We start from the raw sequence: 14,340 nt of genomic DNA, 5'->3' as shown, positions 1-14,340 counted from the left end.
TGATCGTCTCGACAAGATGCCGCATGCGGACGACTTTCGCACCAAGTCCGCCAACCGCAGTTGCCCCTGACTCTTTCAACGGTCCTTCCGAAAAGCGCTCAGCGCGTAATGGAGGTGGCTCCAGCGTCGACTGCCTGATGCGAAGCACGTCGGCCGCGTGCAGGAAGCTACCATGCGGGGCGGCAGTAGCTTCCTAGCGGAGATGCAAAAGCTCGATGTGGCGTTTGGATAGACGATCACTCTCCTTTTCAAGCCTTTGATTGTGGACGCGCTGCAGCCATTCTCATACAGCATTTTGGTAGGATCGACCGCTGGAGGCGCTATAGCGCGAAATCTGGGAGAGACGGCGTATTGCCTCACCGTGGAATGCTCTCGACCGACATTGTCCGTTGCCTCATCATAACGTTCCCCACGACTGTGGTCCGGATCAATTCGTCATCGGCTCGATTGCCGGCTCGAACTGCATCACGCCGAACACCATTGCGTGCGCCTTTTCCTTTCGCCAGATCTTCAAGCGGGGCTGCAACGTGCGCAGCAACTGATCGGGATATTGCCCCGGACGCTCCGCCTGCAGGCGCTCCAGCAATTCGCGGCTCGTCCGCCAGGGCTCTTCGTCAAACCACGCTTGCAGTTCTTTGGTTAAGGGCGAAGGGATCCGGTCGCCGACGGCCCCGTTTTTGCTTCGGCTTGGCTTGCGCGATTGGGCGGATTTCACCTCCTCCCAAGCCGTCCGCAGGCCCGACAGGAACGGTCGAGAGACGGATCGGCCGCCACAACCGATGGCGTGCCGGACCTGTCGGCGATGTCGACGAGGCGCTGCTGCGCCATCCGCATCTTGCTCAGCAACCGGACAGGGTCCAGCCGCGCATATGTTTGCGCGAGTGCGGCGCGAACCGGTTCCGGCGTCCGCGGATCCGCCGGCAATCGTTGGCAGGGCGTCGCCGGGCGATGATAACGCTTGCGCACGGGGCGCCGTCCCGCACCTTTGCAGCCAGCTTGATGGAGGGCTGGAAGAAGTTCACGAACAGCCGCACCGTCGCATAGAGCTGCGCCAGGGCTGCGGCCGCTTCAAGCCCTCCAGCCGGCGATAGCCGACGATGCGGCGCACCACGGCACCGTTCTTCTGCTCGACAAAAGCCTGATCATTCTTGCGGTGCGGCCGACAGCGGGTGAACGCGATACCGGCCTCCTGACAATAATCGCGCACCGTCTCGTTCAGGAACACGCTGTCATTGTCGGTGTCGAAGCCGAGAAGGTCGAACGGCAGCAGCCGCCGCAATTCTGTCAGTACCTCGCTCAGCAGCTTCTGCTCGCGGACCAGCAACGGCGCGCATTCCGTCCATCCGCTTGCAACGTCGGTGAGAACCAGCGTCTGCACAAAGCTGCCGCTCGTTCACCGGGCCGCTGTGCGCCACCAGGTCGGCCTCCACAAGCCGGGCGGTGGATCCTGCCAGTCGGAGAAGGTGCGGATCGGTATGCTCCGCCGCAGCGCCGAGGATGCCGCGGGCCGGCGCCGCTTGCCGCCACCTGCGGTCTCGCGGACCGCGCGTAGCGCACGGTCGATCGTTGCCGCACTCATCGCCAAAAGCCGCGTCCGGATTTCCGGCGCAACCTGAAGATGCCCGTGACGCTCCATCGCCTCGACCAGGATCGGCACCAACGCTTTCAGCCGCTTCCCGCAGATCCGGTCCGAGGCCTTCCACAGCACGATCACCAACCGCATCCTCATAAAGCCGCCGCTCCGGCCGCCGCTCCGGCCGCGGCCCCGAACGGCCCACCTGCGGTCCGTTGCGCAATAGGCGCAGGTCGAACGCAACATGAACCGCACAATCAAGGACGCGACTGTCAAGTGGTTCTATTGCGAGCGCCACGACCAACTGCGCCAGCGAACAGGGCGAGCTTATGTTTCAGCGCCTTGGCGAAGACCCAAGGGATCGACTTTGGTCCGCTGATACGGCGATCTGAAGCCATCATCGCAGATTTGCATTGGATGACGAAGGCGAAAGCCTCCACATGTCGCCCAATATGCCTGGCGACATTAAGAAAGCCGCGGAGCGACTGTTGCCCCCGTCGTCGGACTCCGGAAAGACCTGCATCTGCCGGATCTTTTAAGGACTTGGCGATGCTCTTCCCTCCGCCCCGGCATTCCTTCCAGGAGCGGCCCGCCGATGGGTCCATGCCGCCTTCGGTGAGGGCAAGTCGCGCGCCATCTCAATCTACGGTTTTCGGCAGAACAGCCGTCCAGGACGACCGCATTTTCATCCTTCCGGCGCCGCGGACAATCGAGGAGGCAAATGCGTAACAGTTCGCTCGGACCCCACCACCACATCCGCGGCTCGGAGGCAGCTTAGATCACCTGCACTCCCTGCCTTTTTCGCCTTCCCGTTCCCGAAACCCGCAGCGCGGAAACAGCTCATCGAAGCTCTACACCCAGAATACAACTATCCCGCTTGGTAGGTTCGTTGTTGTCGGTTTTTAGGTAAGAAGGGGCGCCAAATTGAACGGAGGTGCGGCATGCGACGCAATGATGAAATGACGCTCGGACTGTATCTCACATGGGAGGGATATCACAGAGGTGCATGGCGCGATCCGAGCGCGCCAACAAGTGACGGAGTTGATATCGACCAATATGCTCATCCGGCAGCACTTGCCGAAGGCGCCGCGTTTCACTTCGTATTTCTCGCTGATCACCAAGGCGTAATAGATGATCACGCAGCCGTAGCTCGCGTAAGTGGCAACGATGGGTTCGAGCCAATTACGCTGTTGTCGGCGCTTTCATCGAGAACACAGGACATCGGCCTTGTTGCGACAGCGACGACGACGTACTACCAACCCTATCACCTTGCACGCATGCTCGCATCACTTGACCACTTATCGCGGGGACGCGCGGCCTGGAACATTGTCACCTCGGCAAGTAATTTTGAAGCTCAAAATTTTGGTGATAAGGAACTCGCAGATCATGACATGCGCTACGCTCGAGCGAGGGAATTCGTAGAAGTTGTCAAAGGTCTTTGGGACACGTGGCAGGACGACGCGTTCATTCGTGACAAGCAAAGCGGTATTTACGCTGACACTACGAAGCTGCACTTGCTTAACCACCGAGGGGAACATTTTTCGGTCAGAGGCCCATTGAACATCGCGAGGCCGCCGCAAGGCTACCCCGTGTTGGTTCAGGCTGGCGCATCCGATGCCGGAGTTGCGTTCGCTGCAGAAGTGGGCGAGGTGGTGTTCACCGCCGAACCGTCTTTAGAGAACGGTAAACGGTACTACGCAACCCTCAAAGAGAAAGCGCGCGCACTTGGACGGGAGGACGATCAGGTGCTAGTCATGCCGGGCATTGTCCCGATCGTTGGGAGGACCAAGCAAGAAGCGTCTGAGAAGCTTCAAAAACTACAATCGCATACGCACATCGACGTTCTAATTGGGAAGGCCCATCTTTGGCTGGGGTCTGTCATCGACCTGCGTTCAATAGATCTTGACGCATTGGTCCCCGAGACTTTGCCGCGGACAAATTTCATTCAGAGCCGTCAGAAACTGCTCCTCGACCTGGCCGCGCGCCAGAAATTCACTTGGAGACAACTAGTCCGCTTGATTTCGGACAGCCTTGGCCATCTGATGGTTGTTGGAACGCCGAACGACATCGCCAATACCATGATCGATGTGTTTGATCAGCGTGCGGCTGACGGATTCAACGTCTTGCCGGCGACCGTTCCAGGCGGACTCAAGGATTTTGTTGAGCTCGTCGTTCCCGAATTGCGCCGAAGAGGGAAATTCAGATCCAAATACTCCGGACAAACCCTAAGAGAGAACGTCGGTCTAAAGCGGCCAGCCAATCGGTTCATGCAGCAGTTGTAAGGGCTCTGTCGCAAACTTGATCGATGACCGTCCCTGTGTCATGGCGCTTCGGCAATCTTGGAGTCTACCGTTATCTTATTTTAATGCGGCCAAGGGGTATCGACGAATTGGATTTTAGTGGTTTCGTCACGACAAGGCTGTAGTATTGATCGATACACTCCATGAAATCCCGATACGCAGCCGTAGAAGGAGATGAAACGCGCATCAGATAGTCGATCCGCCCCCAGCAGTCCAGGATTTCCGGAATCTCTTGGATCGCAGCCTCCGTATAGGTCAAATAGCCTGGGGTCTGCGCCACTCTGCTCGGCGACATAATTGACCATCGCGCCTGGAGGGCGCCAGCCGTGAGGAAACGCGGCGCGATCATATTGGCATTTGCTCCGCTATCTGGAACTGAGAAGCGCAATGTCCCAGGATCGACGTGATGCTCTTGTGACAGCGATCGAAACAGCCGCGAAGCCGGACGAGGATGTGGCGATCGCGAATTCCATCATCGTCACGTTCCGAGAGCGCCGCGTTCTGCTGCCGGTAGCGAACATGATAGAAAGTATGGGCTTGGCAGCACGTTCGATCGCCCGCTGCCGTGCCGAGAGCGCACTGATCTCGGACCTTGATACGGAAAAGTTGCAAATTCTGGATGGTTGGAGGTCGATCGGGCGATCGGCCAGACACGCTTTCACTGGCTGCGGTCGGCTCCGGACGCTCCGGGTGCGTTGAACCGGGTCGGATTGGCCGAGCGCATTGTATTCCTACGCACGCTCGGGAATCGACCCGCGCTTGCAGGCCAGGATCGCTTCGGGACGATGGAATCAGATGGTCCGGGAGGGTGATGCCATACCAGCCTGGCTGACCAACGACTTCAATGCCAGTCGCCGGCGTGCGACGATCGTCGCGCAGATCATCAAGCTCGCCAGAAACTCACTGATGATGTGGTGATGATGTTCATCAAGCTGATGGGCGCCGGCTGTTCTCCCAGGCCAACAAAAGCAAAAACAGGGTCATATGAGCGCTCGCCTGGAAACGATCAAAGCATTGCGGCTGTTCCTCGACACGATCGTCGCTGTGCAGACGGCCACCGATACGGACGTAGATCCGTGACGACGCTGGATCGGCAAGTCGGCTGGCATCGTCTGCTGCAGATCAATCCCGGCCTCAAAGCCGTGGTGGAAGGCAACGTTTTGTCGGTGCTGATGACGGCGGCCAAACAACATGCGACCTCCGTAAATATGCCGGCGCCTTTCTCTAGAAGTTCACCTTCCACTCGCGGCGGCGCCACGATCCGCTGCTTGCCGCCGTCGCAATCTTGAAAATGCTCGATGCGGACGCACGTCGCGTGTTACCCGTTCGCATTCCGGTCGCCCATCTGGCAAAATCGCGCATCGCCCGCCGGAGCGCCCGACGTGTCGTCGTTCGGGCGCAGCACCATCGCCATGACAGACGTTTTCTGCGTATTCGGCTGACCTTTTCGGCCTCTTCAGGGCGGCGGAAGTGGGGGCTTTTTTGGGCGGCCACGATTTGGAAATGGGTCAATCTACACCGTGCCATCAAGCAATATGTGGGCTTACCGGAGCGGCGAGGATAGTGACGAGCCGACGAGCCGATCGTGCTGCTCGATTATCCGCCAGGCCGTGGCCAGAGACACCCGCAGACCTTCCTCGGCGATTACAGCGACATAGTGATGAGTGATGAGTGATGGCTATTCCGCTTGGCTCACGCTGGAGGGGCAACTCATATTGTTGGTGTGGACGGCTCCCAACGGCATCGAATGTGCCAGAATGAATTCGTTGAAGTTCTCAATCAAGGGAGACCGTCCGTGGAACAGATTATCCGAATTGGTTCCGAATTGGTATGGACACGTCAAAGAGCGTTTTCCAATTGCATGGTGCGAATGCGAGCGAGCAGCCGGTGCTTCGCAAGAAGCTCTCACGCAGTGAAATGGTAAAGTTCTTCGAGAAAACGCCGCCAACTACTATTGGGCTTGAGGCGTGCGGCGGTTCGCATCATTGGGCGAGATTGCTGAGCGCGTTGGGCCATCAGGTAAAGTTGATCGCGCCGCAACTGGCAAAGTCCTAGGTCAAGCGCGGCAAGAACGATGCGGCAGATGCTGAAGCATTGTGCGAGGCGATGAGCCGACCGACCATGCGCTTCGTGCCGGTGAAGACCGCTGACCAGCAAGCAGCCTTAATGCTGGTCGGAGTGAGGGAAAGGTTGATCCGCAATCGCACCAAATTTTCCAATGCTATCCGCGGGTTTGCGATGGAATTCGGTGTGGTTGCCGCCAAGGGCATGTGCAGGATCCAACTGTTGTTGGAGCGGATCGCCACCGATCAGTCTCTGCCGGAACTGGCCCGGGATCTATTCGCCATACATGGTGAGGAATATCGCGAACTACTTGCCGAGATCAAAACCGTCGACGAAAAACTAATGGCCTTGCATCGTGCTGATGAATGCAGCAAACGCCTGGCTGAGATTCCCGGTGTGGGCCCCGATAGGTGCATCGCTTCTGATGATGAAGACCCCGGACCCGAGCATGTTTAAATCCGGGCGTGATTTTGCCGCCTGGATCGGTCTGACGCCCAGAGATCATTCGACTGCCGGAAAAGTCAGGCTTGGTGTGATCACCCGTGCTGGCGACGAAATGTTGCGAAGCGTGCTCCTGGTGGGTGCCACTGCTCTTCTCAAGCAGGTTCGGATAAGTCGAAGTAAGCACGTCTCCCTCATTGAGCTCCTCCACCGCAAGAAGCCGAAGCTGGTTGCGGTGGCGCGGCCAACAAAATCGCTCGGATCGCCTGGAAGCTGATGGTCAGCGGAGAAGCGTACCGAAAGACCCCAAGACACCCCGCAGGCCACAGGCTTTGCGGCATAAGAGATTGGCCATCACGGTGAGCAGAGAATGAATGCTACCGAGTTGCGCTGATGCTGTGAACTTGCAAGAGAAAGGCAGATGGTGCGATCGATCGATCCAAGACGCGTGAAACTCCGTTGCATCCAATGGCCATTTAAGGTCGTCATCTTGTTTAGGAACTCGCGTCGCGGAAACCATCTTGGCCAGTGGTCATGTGCGACCGCAAAGGGCCGTACATATGGAAGCAAGCGATCCGATCCAAAATACCTGCAGAAATGACTTGCAAGCGGGAGCCGTCCACATATGGATGCACCGACAAGGGCGGCGGCATTGCGAAGATTGAGCCACGGCTCGCAACTGTCCTCTGCAGGTCGATAGACCGGGATTTTATAGCTCGATCTGAGCGACGTCACCCGCTCCCGTGTCCAGCGATTGCCGTTCCCGGTCCTGAGACCGTTGCGATTGAGAACGCCGGCAATGACGTCGTCCGTGATGATGACGGAGAGCTGTCTGACCGCAGTGACGATATCCGAGGACGTGCTGTTGCGTTGCCCATGCCGCCGCGTCCTGCGCGCACGTCACAACCCGAAACACCCTGCGGTATCAGACACGACCCAGCAAAACCTCTTCCTTTCAACAACGATGGTCTTTGCGGTCTCGCCTGTCAGGACTTCCCGCTTGAAGATCCAGGGTCCGTCGGCCAAGGGTCGCATGGCTTCGATCTCTCCCGTTTCCAACGAGATGCGAAGCGTTCGTGGCGCGACCGCCGGGGAAGCTGCAACTCAGTATGAGCGCCGCCCATCCAGTGGATCGTCAGGACGATCTCGGCGGTCTCGTCATCGAGATCGGCCAGCGCCTCGCGGATGACGGTTCGCACGATGCGCTTCTTCAGTCGGACGTCGGTCTCCGGCGCGGACCAGACGGTCTTAAGGTCCTGCGCGAGAATGGCGAAGGACAAGGGCTCCGGATCGAGGGACTGCGCCGTCGCCGCGTCATGATCAGCGATGCGCGTCTCGATCTCTGCCACGCGTACAAGCGCCTGGTTCCAGCGCGTCTCCAGTTCTCCTGCAACCAGACGGTTCTCGGGATCGGCGGCGTCGTATTGACGGAAGGCCCGATCCGCTGCGTAGCGCGCCGCTTCCAGATCGCGAAGCATGGCGTCGCGCGCCTGATCGCGTCAATGAGCGGCTTGCGCCTCCGCCTCGACCGCCGCCTTCACCGGGCCGCACCACTGCGAGAAAAGCATCTTCAATGGCGTCGTCGACCCGCAGGCCGCCGAAAGCGATGCAACTCGGCTCTCCGTAATCCATCCGCCCGCGGATACAAGCGTAGCGTGGAATATTGCTCTTCAGGCCGGTGTATTGAACGGTCAGCTTCCGGCCGCAACGCCGAGTTGAGTGAGGCGGCCGCGCATCGCGTACTGCAGCGCCCGGCTCTCGCGATTGTGCAAAACCTGGTGCGCGGAGGATTGCCGGACATAGAGAACCGCCTTGCGCGCCAGATGCTGGGCGCGATCTTCTCAGAGTTCATCGGCGTTCTCCCGAGGAACGTCGGCTTGACCGCCGGCGTGATCGGTGAACAGGCGAGCCATCAGGCCGGTCAGTTTGTGCCGCGTCTCCTTCGGCAGCGCGCTCCAGTCCGGCGCCAGGGCAAGCCTGGTCGGCGGCTCCATCTCGAACAGCTCGAACTGACGATCCGGCATTCTGGTCTGAAAGTGGTGGCGGTGGCGTCCCATGGCGATCTCCACGATTCTCGTCGGGAGAGATTACCGTCAGGCTCCGGATATCTGGCCTGCTGCCGGTTTCGTGGACACCGAGATAAGGTGTTACGGAACTGGAGAGTGGGAATGCAAAGAAGGAAGTTCAGCCGCGAGTTCAAGCTTGAGGCGGTGAGATTGATCAAGGATCGGGGTGTTGCGGTGGCCCAAGCCGCCCGCGATCTCGGTCTCCACGAGAATGTGTTGCGCAAATGGGTGCGCGAGCTGTCGACCGATCCGCAGCATGCGTTTCCCGGCCATGGCAAATGAAATCAGAGCAGTTGGAGATTTGACCGGCTGCGCAAGGAAGTGGCGAAGCTGAAGGCGGAGCGCGACATCCTAAAAAGGCCGCAGCCTACTTCGCGAGGGAAGTGACATGAGGTTCGCTTTCATCGCGAGGCACCGGAGCATCTGGCCGGTGGCATGGCTATGCGACGCGCTGGATGTGTCCCGCTCAGGCTTTCATGCCTGGCTCAACCGCAGCCCCAGCGCTCGCTCCCGGCATGACGAGATCCTCGTGTCCCGGATCGACCGAAGTTTCAAGAGCAGCGACCGCACCTATGGAGCGCGTCGCGTGTGGCACGACGTGCTGGCCGAGGGGCTTTCCTGCGGCCTGCATCGTATCGAACGTCTGATGCGGGAGAACGGGCTGCGGGCCCGGCCTCGGCGCCGTGGACTGCCGAAGGATACCGGGCAGCTAGCCGCAGTGTCGGACAACCTCCTCGACCGCGCCTTCGAGGCATCGGCGCCGAACCAGAAATGGATCGCCGACTTCACCTACAGTGCGCCTCGCCCCTTGGGGGAGGCATATGACTGGAATGCAAAAGAGAAAGGAGGATGCGGAGAATTGCCTGCCCTCTGCTGTAAGGGGGCATGAGCCCAAGCGGCGGTGACCTGCCGTCAACTGGCAGGGTGACGTAGCCCGCAGGTAAAGGGGATTGAGGCGAAGTCGTTACGCCAAGATGGTTCCCGAGGCTGAAGTATTGGAAGGTTGAGGAACACGAACCGGTTAACCCGCATCTGAGGGCTGCAATGTCGCCTTCGCCTACACGGCTTAACAGGCGAAATGCTGATGATGACGCCTGAGATGTACGCAAGCGTCATCCAAACACGGACGAATACGTAGGCTGTCCGTGGGAGCCATGGGGAGAATGCAGCCAGACCATGGCATCGGCATCGACTTGCGGAAAGCAAGGGAAAAGACTGCGACCGGCAGCCGCACCAATACGTGACGTCCAGCATATGGACGAGGACCGTAGTCTGTTATGGGATGCTATGATGGTCCGTCTGCCGAAGCGGGCGGACGGCCTTTCTCGGCGGCATTGGCCACGCCTTGCATGTTCATCGTCAGGCTGTAACGATCGCCGTTCGCGAGTAACGCGCCTATTATCCTTGATAGCATAGAGGGCCAGAAATGAAGGTGAGTGTCATCGTCAACCTGCGTGTCTCTTGTGCTCTTAATTGCACCAATGTTCGGCGACGATCACCTTCTATTTGGCACCGCCTGGACTGGTGGGGGGGGGCAACGGGCTGCAGATTTGTTCCCCTTCGCCTAGGGCTGGAAATGGACTGATCGACCAAGCGATTAGATCGACGGCACGCTGAAGTATTGTTCCCGTCCGAGCAGAACTGGGTGAAGCGGCGATGACATGCCCGATTGTGTCTCGGTCATCGCCTTTCCTGACGATCGGCATTTTGGGTTGAACATACAACTTGACCTCGGCGACACCTGATACAGCAGCCGCCCGAGTGTCGCCATCGATCCAATCGAGGATGCCATCGCGATCAGGGACGAGGAACCGTGCGGCCGCAGTCTGCGAATGCCTTGGGCGCAACTCCGATTCCTCACCGATGGCAAGCCTGACGTGCTCGGTAACGAGATCGACGCCGTAAGCCAGCTGAACCAGCTGAGGGGTGATCCAACCCGGAAGACGCGGATTCACCTCAATGACGACTGGGCCACGCTTCGTCCACCGGAATTCGATATTCGTTGGGCCCCAGCCAAGACCGAGGGCGCGCAAACAGCTCAGCGAAACATCGGCGATACGCCGATACTCGTCATCAGTCAGCGGGGCCGGAAAGATGCTCTCACGAATGACGAAATGCGGTGGGCAATCGAACTCCGCGGTACCGACGGCAATGACCGCGTTTCCCATTGTATCGGCGCCATACTGTAGCCCTTGTACGAATTCTTCGACAAGTATCCTTGGCGGAGGCCGCCCTAGGTGGCTCCCGCCCAGAAGATGGGTGGTATGGTCAGTTAACTCTTTGATATTGCAGCATAATCTGACACCGGTGCTACCGCTGCCCAGGACTGGCTTAAGAATCACCGGCAGTCCGATCTCCTCGGCAGAGCTTTTAACCTCTGTCGCATCCGTTGCCAATCGGTAAGCAGGTATTGGAACGCCGGCCTGCGCCAGAAGCTGACGTTGAGTGGATTTGTCGCAGCATCGTTCAATGGATGCGGGGTTAGGTCCGGGTAAATCGAAATGCTGGCAGAGCTTGCCAACTATTACACAAAGCGATTCATCGCGGCCCGAAAAGCCAGTAATGCCAGCAATGTCATAGGTCGCACTTAGCCGGGAACACTCGCGGATCAGCGCAACGACATTGTCTGTATCGACGCGTATTGCCTCAATTCCTTCCGCCGCGAGATAGTCGTACTGGGCTGGATCAGCCGACAGCGTAATTGGATGAAGACCAAGCCGCTGGGCCGCTTGGACATATCGCAGACCATTACCCCTATGCCCTTCAACCAGGATGAGCGCTCTTCTTGCCATCGGCGTCGACCTTCCGTTTCGTGCTGTCGGCGGTCCGAGTGGAAACAGGCATTTTGATTTCTCTCCCTGCCTAGGCTCAGACTTTATGGCGAGCCTACCATTGTCAGCGATTTGGGATCGCAAAGGTTCTGTAAATTAATCTGAAGGATCTGTTGCAACGTTGATCGGGAGAAAAAGCTCATGGCCGGAGCGGATATCCCTTTGTTCGACCACAACGACCATCCGACAAAGCAGGCCCGGCTCCTCGGTGAGGTCTGTGACGAAGCGGGCGAAGTCGACCTGCGCCTGATAGCCGACCGGCGCCTCGAAAACGCATCTCGAACGGATACGGGCGGTGCTACATTCACCCTTATTGCTGGGGCGGCAGGCCAGCATCTGATGACGGCAGCTCTTCCCATGGTCTCCGTGAGCGGCTTGGCGCCCCGGGAACGGGCATTGCCGATACCTGTTCCCGCAAGCAAGGTTGACGATGCCTGAGAACTCGCGCTTGGCGAAGGCCGAACGGTGCAAAGCCGCAGGGAGTCTGCTCACATGCGGCGGACCGACGACGCGCATTGCAAGGGTTGACGACGCGTCACCAAATTCCTGGCGCAGTGGAGGCTGCATCTCGCGGCGTCCTTTGCCAGACCGCAGGGTTCCCTTGCTCCAGCCGATGTCGTCCACCCGCATGCCCGGAATGTCGCCCATGCGCAGGCCGAGACGCGAAAGTAGCAGGAGCAGAGCGCGGTTGCGGGCGCTCATTGGCATCATGAAGTCGCGGGACGCTGCGGCGCTGGTGCATGGGGAGATGGGCGCCGATTCGTTCTGCGACAGTGTCGCCAAGTGCCAACCGTACTGCATGTGGTTTGACTGCTCGTACAAGATCAACCGATCGGGGTGACAAGGGGCTTCAGAGTTCGCACGCAGCGAGCACACCCAACAGTACCCACCTACCGATCCTGATAGTTTTTTGGGATTCCGTCCCCGCATAGTTTGCAGGCGGTCATCGCCGGAAAACTCTAAGTCCTGCGGCGCCGAGAGTGATGCTCATGTGGTTGCGAACAATCCCATCGTGTGAGCATAGACTCTGCGGATTTGATGTCATTAATTTCGGCGCATGCACACTTTTGACGAGCTCGTGGCTGCGGTCCAGTCACAGCCCTACGCCGACGTGACAGCGATAGGCAGCTTAAAAATAAGACGGGTCCGCTAGGATTTGAAACCGATAGGAGACGCCAAGACCGACCTTCGTATCTCTTGTGGAATCACGGTAAGCGGAAAGTTTGGGCGCTTCATATTAGAATAAAAAAGGAGATAGTAATCTTTAGATCGCTGTGGACTACGTGCTTTATGTTGCGGCGTCGTTGCCTTTGCTCTTGCATCAGCTACTTTGCTGGCAATCTATCATTGACAGTGCGGTTAACGCGCTTCTCATCGGACACCTTGCAATCGTCAACAACCTGATTGGCAGGACATGAATGTGACCGTGCTCCAATTCGGGGGATCTTCTTTTCTGCATCCTGAGGGCTATAGTCGAGTTGCTGGGCACATAGCTGACCGAGTAGCGGCAGGCGAAAACAAAATCGTTGCAGTGGTCAGCGCGATGTCTGGAACGACCGACGACCTAAAAGCGGTCATGCTCAACGTCAACGACCAAGCATCCCCATCGAGCCTCGATGCTGCACTTACAACCGGAGAGATGCTCAGTGCCTGCCTGTTGGAGGCCGCCGTCAGCCGGTAGGAATTGCCGTAATGTCTTTGAACGGCTACTCCCTTGGATTGCGTACGAATTCAGACTTCGGTCGAGCGTCAGTAGAAAGCGCAGATATCCTAATCCAATAATGGCAGCACTGCCTGGGCATGACGTTGTCATTGCTGCGGGCGGACAGGCAATTGATCAGTCCGGCAGGTTAACGTTTCTCGGTAGAAATAGTTCTGACCTGACGGCCATCGTAATTGCGTCCATGTTGGGAGAGCCCGCTTGCCAAATTTTCTCGGATGTTCCTGGCGTCTATACGGCCAGACCCTTATCTTGTCTCGGGGGCACAACTGATTCCGGAGATTGCCTATGGGACAATCGGACAGATGTCACGACATGGGGCCAGGGTACTGCATTACAGGGCGGTGGGCTATGCCGAAAAGCACGCTGTCACCATTGTTTGCAAATCGCTCACCAGTGACGGAGTTGTCACAGGCACAATTGTTTCAGGCCATGGGAACGCCCATTCCGTGACAGTCGCTCGCGACGCAGCTGTGTTATCGTGCGCCAGCCTTGCGGAACGGGACGACCTCCGCACGTTCCTTGAGCGGCACGACATAAGCGCGATCTGTGTGGAAGACAATCGCGCGGCCAGCGTATGCATTATGTGCGACGTTGATTTTGCGCTGCGGCTTATCGCGCTGACGCGCACTCAGCCGGTGTCCATTGAATCAACAACCGCAGTGACAGAGCTTGATTCTGCATTGTTACGCGTCCACTTGAACGCGATTACGAGCGCGCCATTTCTCTGGCTCGTCAGATCCACGAACGAATATATCCAGGAGCGGTTGGCGAACCGTTTGGGTCGAGAATGGTTAAACATCGCTCGGCTTATAGTTCACTGCTCATCCGCAGAAATAATGCACCGGGAAATGCGTAGTAGCCGCCTCGCACTGGGAAGTAACTGTAGATCGCAGAGGTGCACGCCGAGAGTCCCCGGCAATGGTTCGTAGCCGCTCAAATAATACGCGGACGAGATCGAGGGAAGGCCAGTGTGTCGCACACCAGATCGAGACGATCTCTTGACCAACGTGCGGATGATCTTCTTGCGCGGGCAAGGCGGCGCTCAGGCGTCTTCATCGACAAGAGAAACAAGATCGTCGGCCTTCCTGAACGGTGACGCCCGATACGCCTCTCGACCGAGGCCCCGCTCTCGCTCCCCCTCCTAAGCTCGGTGCGCGTGTCAGCGAAACCCCCTCGAGCATCCGCTGCCCTCACTGAACAGCAGCGGCGCTCGAACCACGCTACTCATGAATAGAACGGGCAAACAGCCACGGTCTAGCAGGCTTCTCTGATTGGGGTCGTTGAGGTCAAGCTCCTCCTGATATTTTTCCGGACCATGTCGCGCCGGGGGTCACTCGCTTCT

6 protein-coding genes and 7 pseudogenes are annotated in these 14,340 nt (G+C 58.3%); 6 read left to right on the top strand and 7 right to left on the bottom strand.

Annotation, left to right across the window (positions count from 1 at the left end):
• Nucleotides 1-427: 427 nt before the first annotated feature.
• Nucleotides 428-1,805 (bottom strand): annotated as a pseudogene (locus NKH22_RS28800) (integrase catalytic domain-containing protein).
• Nucleotides 1,806-2,514: 709 nt separating this feature from the next.
• Here NKH22_RS28800 and NKH22_RS28795 point away from each other — a divergent pair.
• Nucleotides 2,515-3,855: an LLM class flavin-dependent oxidoreductase gene (locus tag NKH22_RS28795; RefSeq protein WP_352911985.1), complete on the top strand. Its 1,341-nt coding sequence runs from the start codon at nt 2,515-2,517 to the stop codon at nt 3,853-3,855.
• Nucleotides 3,856-3,925: 70 nt separating this feature from the next.
• Here NKH22_RS28795 and NKH22_RS28790 read toward each other — a convergent pair whose 3' ends face one another.
• A complete protein-coding gene (locus tag NKH22_RS28790; RefSeq protein WP_502908611.1) occupies nt 3,926-4,168 on the bottom strand; it encodes an Lrp/AsnC ligand binding domain-containing protein in 243 nt (80 codons plus the stop codon).
• Between the two features lie 24 nt (nt 4,169-4,192).
• Between NKH22_RS28790 and NKH22_RS28785 the strand changes: the two are divergent.
• Nucleotides 4,193-5,221 (top strand): annotated as a pseudogene (locus NKH22_RS28785) (DUF4158 domain-containing protein); the annotation flags it as partial.
• A 6-nt stretch (nt 5,222-5,227) separates the two neighbouring features.
• On the opposite strand, the pseudogene NKH22_RS28780 reads toward NKH22_RS28785, so the two are convergent.
• A pseudogene (locus NKH22_RS28780) lies at nt 5,228-5,407 on the bottom strand (IS1595 family transposase); the annotation flags it as partial.
• Between NKH22_RS28780 and NKH22_RS28775 the strand changes: the two are divergent.
• Both NKH22_RS28775 and NKH22_RS28770 read left to right on the top strand, forming a co-directional pair.
• Nucleotides 5,400-5,597 (top strand): annotated as a pseudogene (locus NKH22_RS28775) (IS66 family transposase); the annotation flags it as partial. The pseudogenes NKH22_RS28780 and NKH22_RS28775 overlap by 8 nt on opposite strands.
• A 106-nt stretch (nt 5,598-5,703) precedes the next feature.
• Nucleotides 5,704-6,741, top strand: a pseudogene (locus NKH22_RS28770) (IS110 family RNA-guided transposase).
• 623 nt (nt 6,742-7,364) lie between these two features.
• Here the strand turns inward: NKH22_RS28770 and NKH22_RS28765 are convergent.
• Together NKH22_RS28765 and NKH22_RS28760 are read right to left on the bottom strand one after the other, a co-directional pair.
• Nucleotides 7,365-7,856, bottom strand: a complete 492-nt coding sequence (locus tag NKH22_RS28765; RefSeq protein ID WP_352911980.1) for a hypothetical protein — start codon at nt 7,854-7,856, stop codon at nt 7,365-7,367.
• A gap of 363 nt (nt 7,857-8,219) precedes the next feature.
• Nucleotides 8,220-8,435 carry a hypothetical protein gene (locus tag NKH22_RS28760; RefSeq protein ID WP_352911977.1) on the bottom strand — a complete coding sequence of 72 codons (216 nt, stop codon included), beginning with the start codon at nt 8,433-8,435 and terminating at the stop codon, nt 8,220-8,222.
• A 111-nt stretch (nt 8,436-8,546) separates the two neighbouring features.
• On the opposite strand from NKH22_RS28760, the pseudogene NKH22_RS28755 reads away from it, so the two are divergent.
• Nucleotides 8,547-9,237 (top strand): annotated as a pseudogene (locus NKH22_RS28755) (IS3 family transposase); the annotation flags it as partial.
• A gap of 709 nt (nt 9,238-9,946) precedes the next feature.
• Here NKH22_RS28755 and NKH22_RS28750 read toward each other — a convergent pair.
• A complete protein-coding gene (locus NKH22_RS28750; protein ID WP_352911975.1) occupies nt 9,947-11,236 on the bottom strand; it encodes an ATP-grasp domain-containing protein in 1,290 nt (429 codons plus the stop codon).
• Between the two features lie 135 nt (nt 11,237-11,371).
• Nucleotides 11,372-12,076, bottom strand: a complete 705-nt coding sequence (locus NKH22_RS28745) for a hypothetical protein (protein WP_352911973.1) — start codon at nt 12,074-12,076, stop codon at nt 11,372-11,374.
• A gap of 613 nt (nt 12,077-12,689) precedes the next feature.
• Between NKH22_RS28745 and NKH22_RS28740 the strand changes: the two are divergent.
• A pseudogene (locus NKH22_RS28740) lies at nt 12,690-13,854 on the top strand (amino acid kinase family protein).
• Nucleotides 13,855-14,340: the final 486 nt, after the last annotated feature.

Origin of the sequence: Mesorhizobium sp. M1252 (genome assembly GCF_040318265.1) — a bacterium.
Lineage (GTDB): Bacteria > Pseudomonadota > Alphaproteobacteria > Rhizobiales > Rhizobiaceae > Mesorhizobium.
The sequence above is the reverse complement of the archived record's forward strand: the minus strand, read 5'-3'. Positions and strand labels throughout refer to the sequence as shown.

Coding starts and splice junctions, on each gene's coding strand:
- NKH22_RS28795 (WP_352911985.1), top strand. CDS start 2,515: ATGCGACGCAATGATGAAATGACGCTCGGACTGTATCTCACATGGGAG.
- NKH22_RS28790 (WP_502908611.1), bottom strand. CDS start 4,168: ATGTCGCCGAGCAGAGTGGCGCAGACCCCAGGCTATTTGACCTATACG.
- NKH22_RS28765 (WP_352911980.1), bottom strand. CDS start 7,856: ATGCTTCGCGATCTGGAAGCGGCGCGCTACGCAGCGGATCGGGCCTTC.
- NKH22_RS28760 (WP_352911977.1), bottom strand. CDS start 8,435: ATGGGACGCCACCGCCACCACTTTCAGACCAGAATGCCGGATCGTCAG.
- NKH22_RS28750 (WP_352911975.1), bottom strand. CDS start 11,236: ATGGCAAGAAGAGCGCTCATCCTGGTTGAAGGGCATAGGGGTAATGGT.
- NKH22_RS28745 (WP_352911973.1), bottom strand. CDS start 12,076: ATGCAGTACGGTTGGCACTTGGCGACACTGTCGCAGAACGAATCGGCG.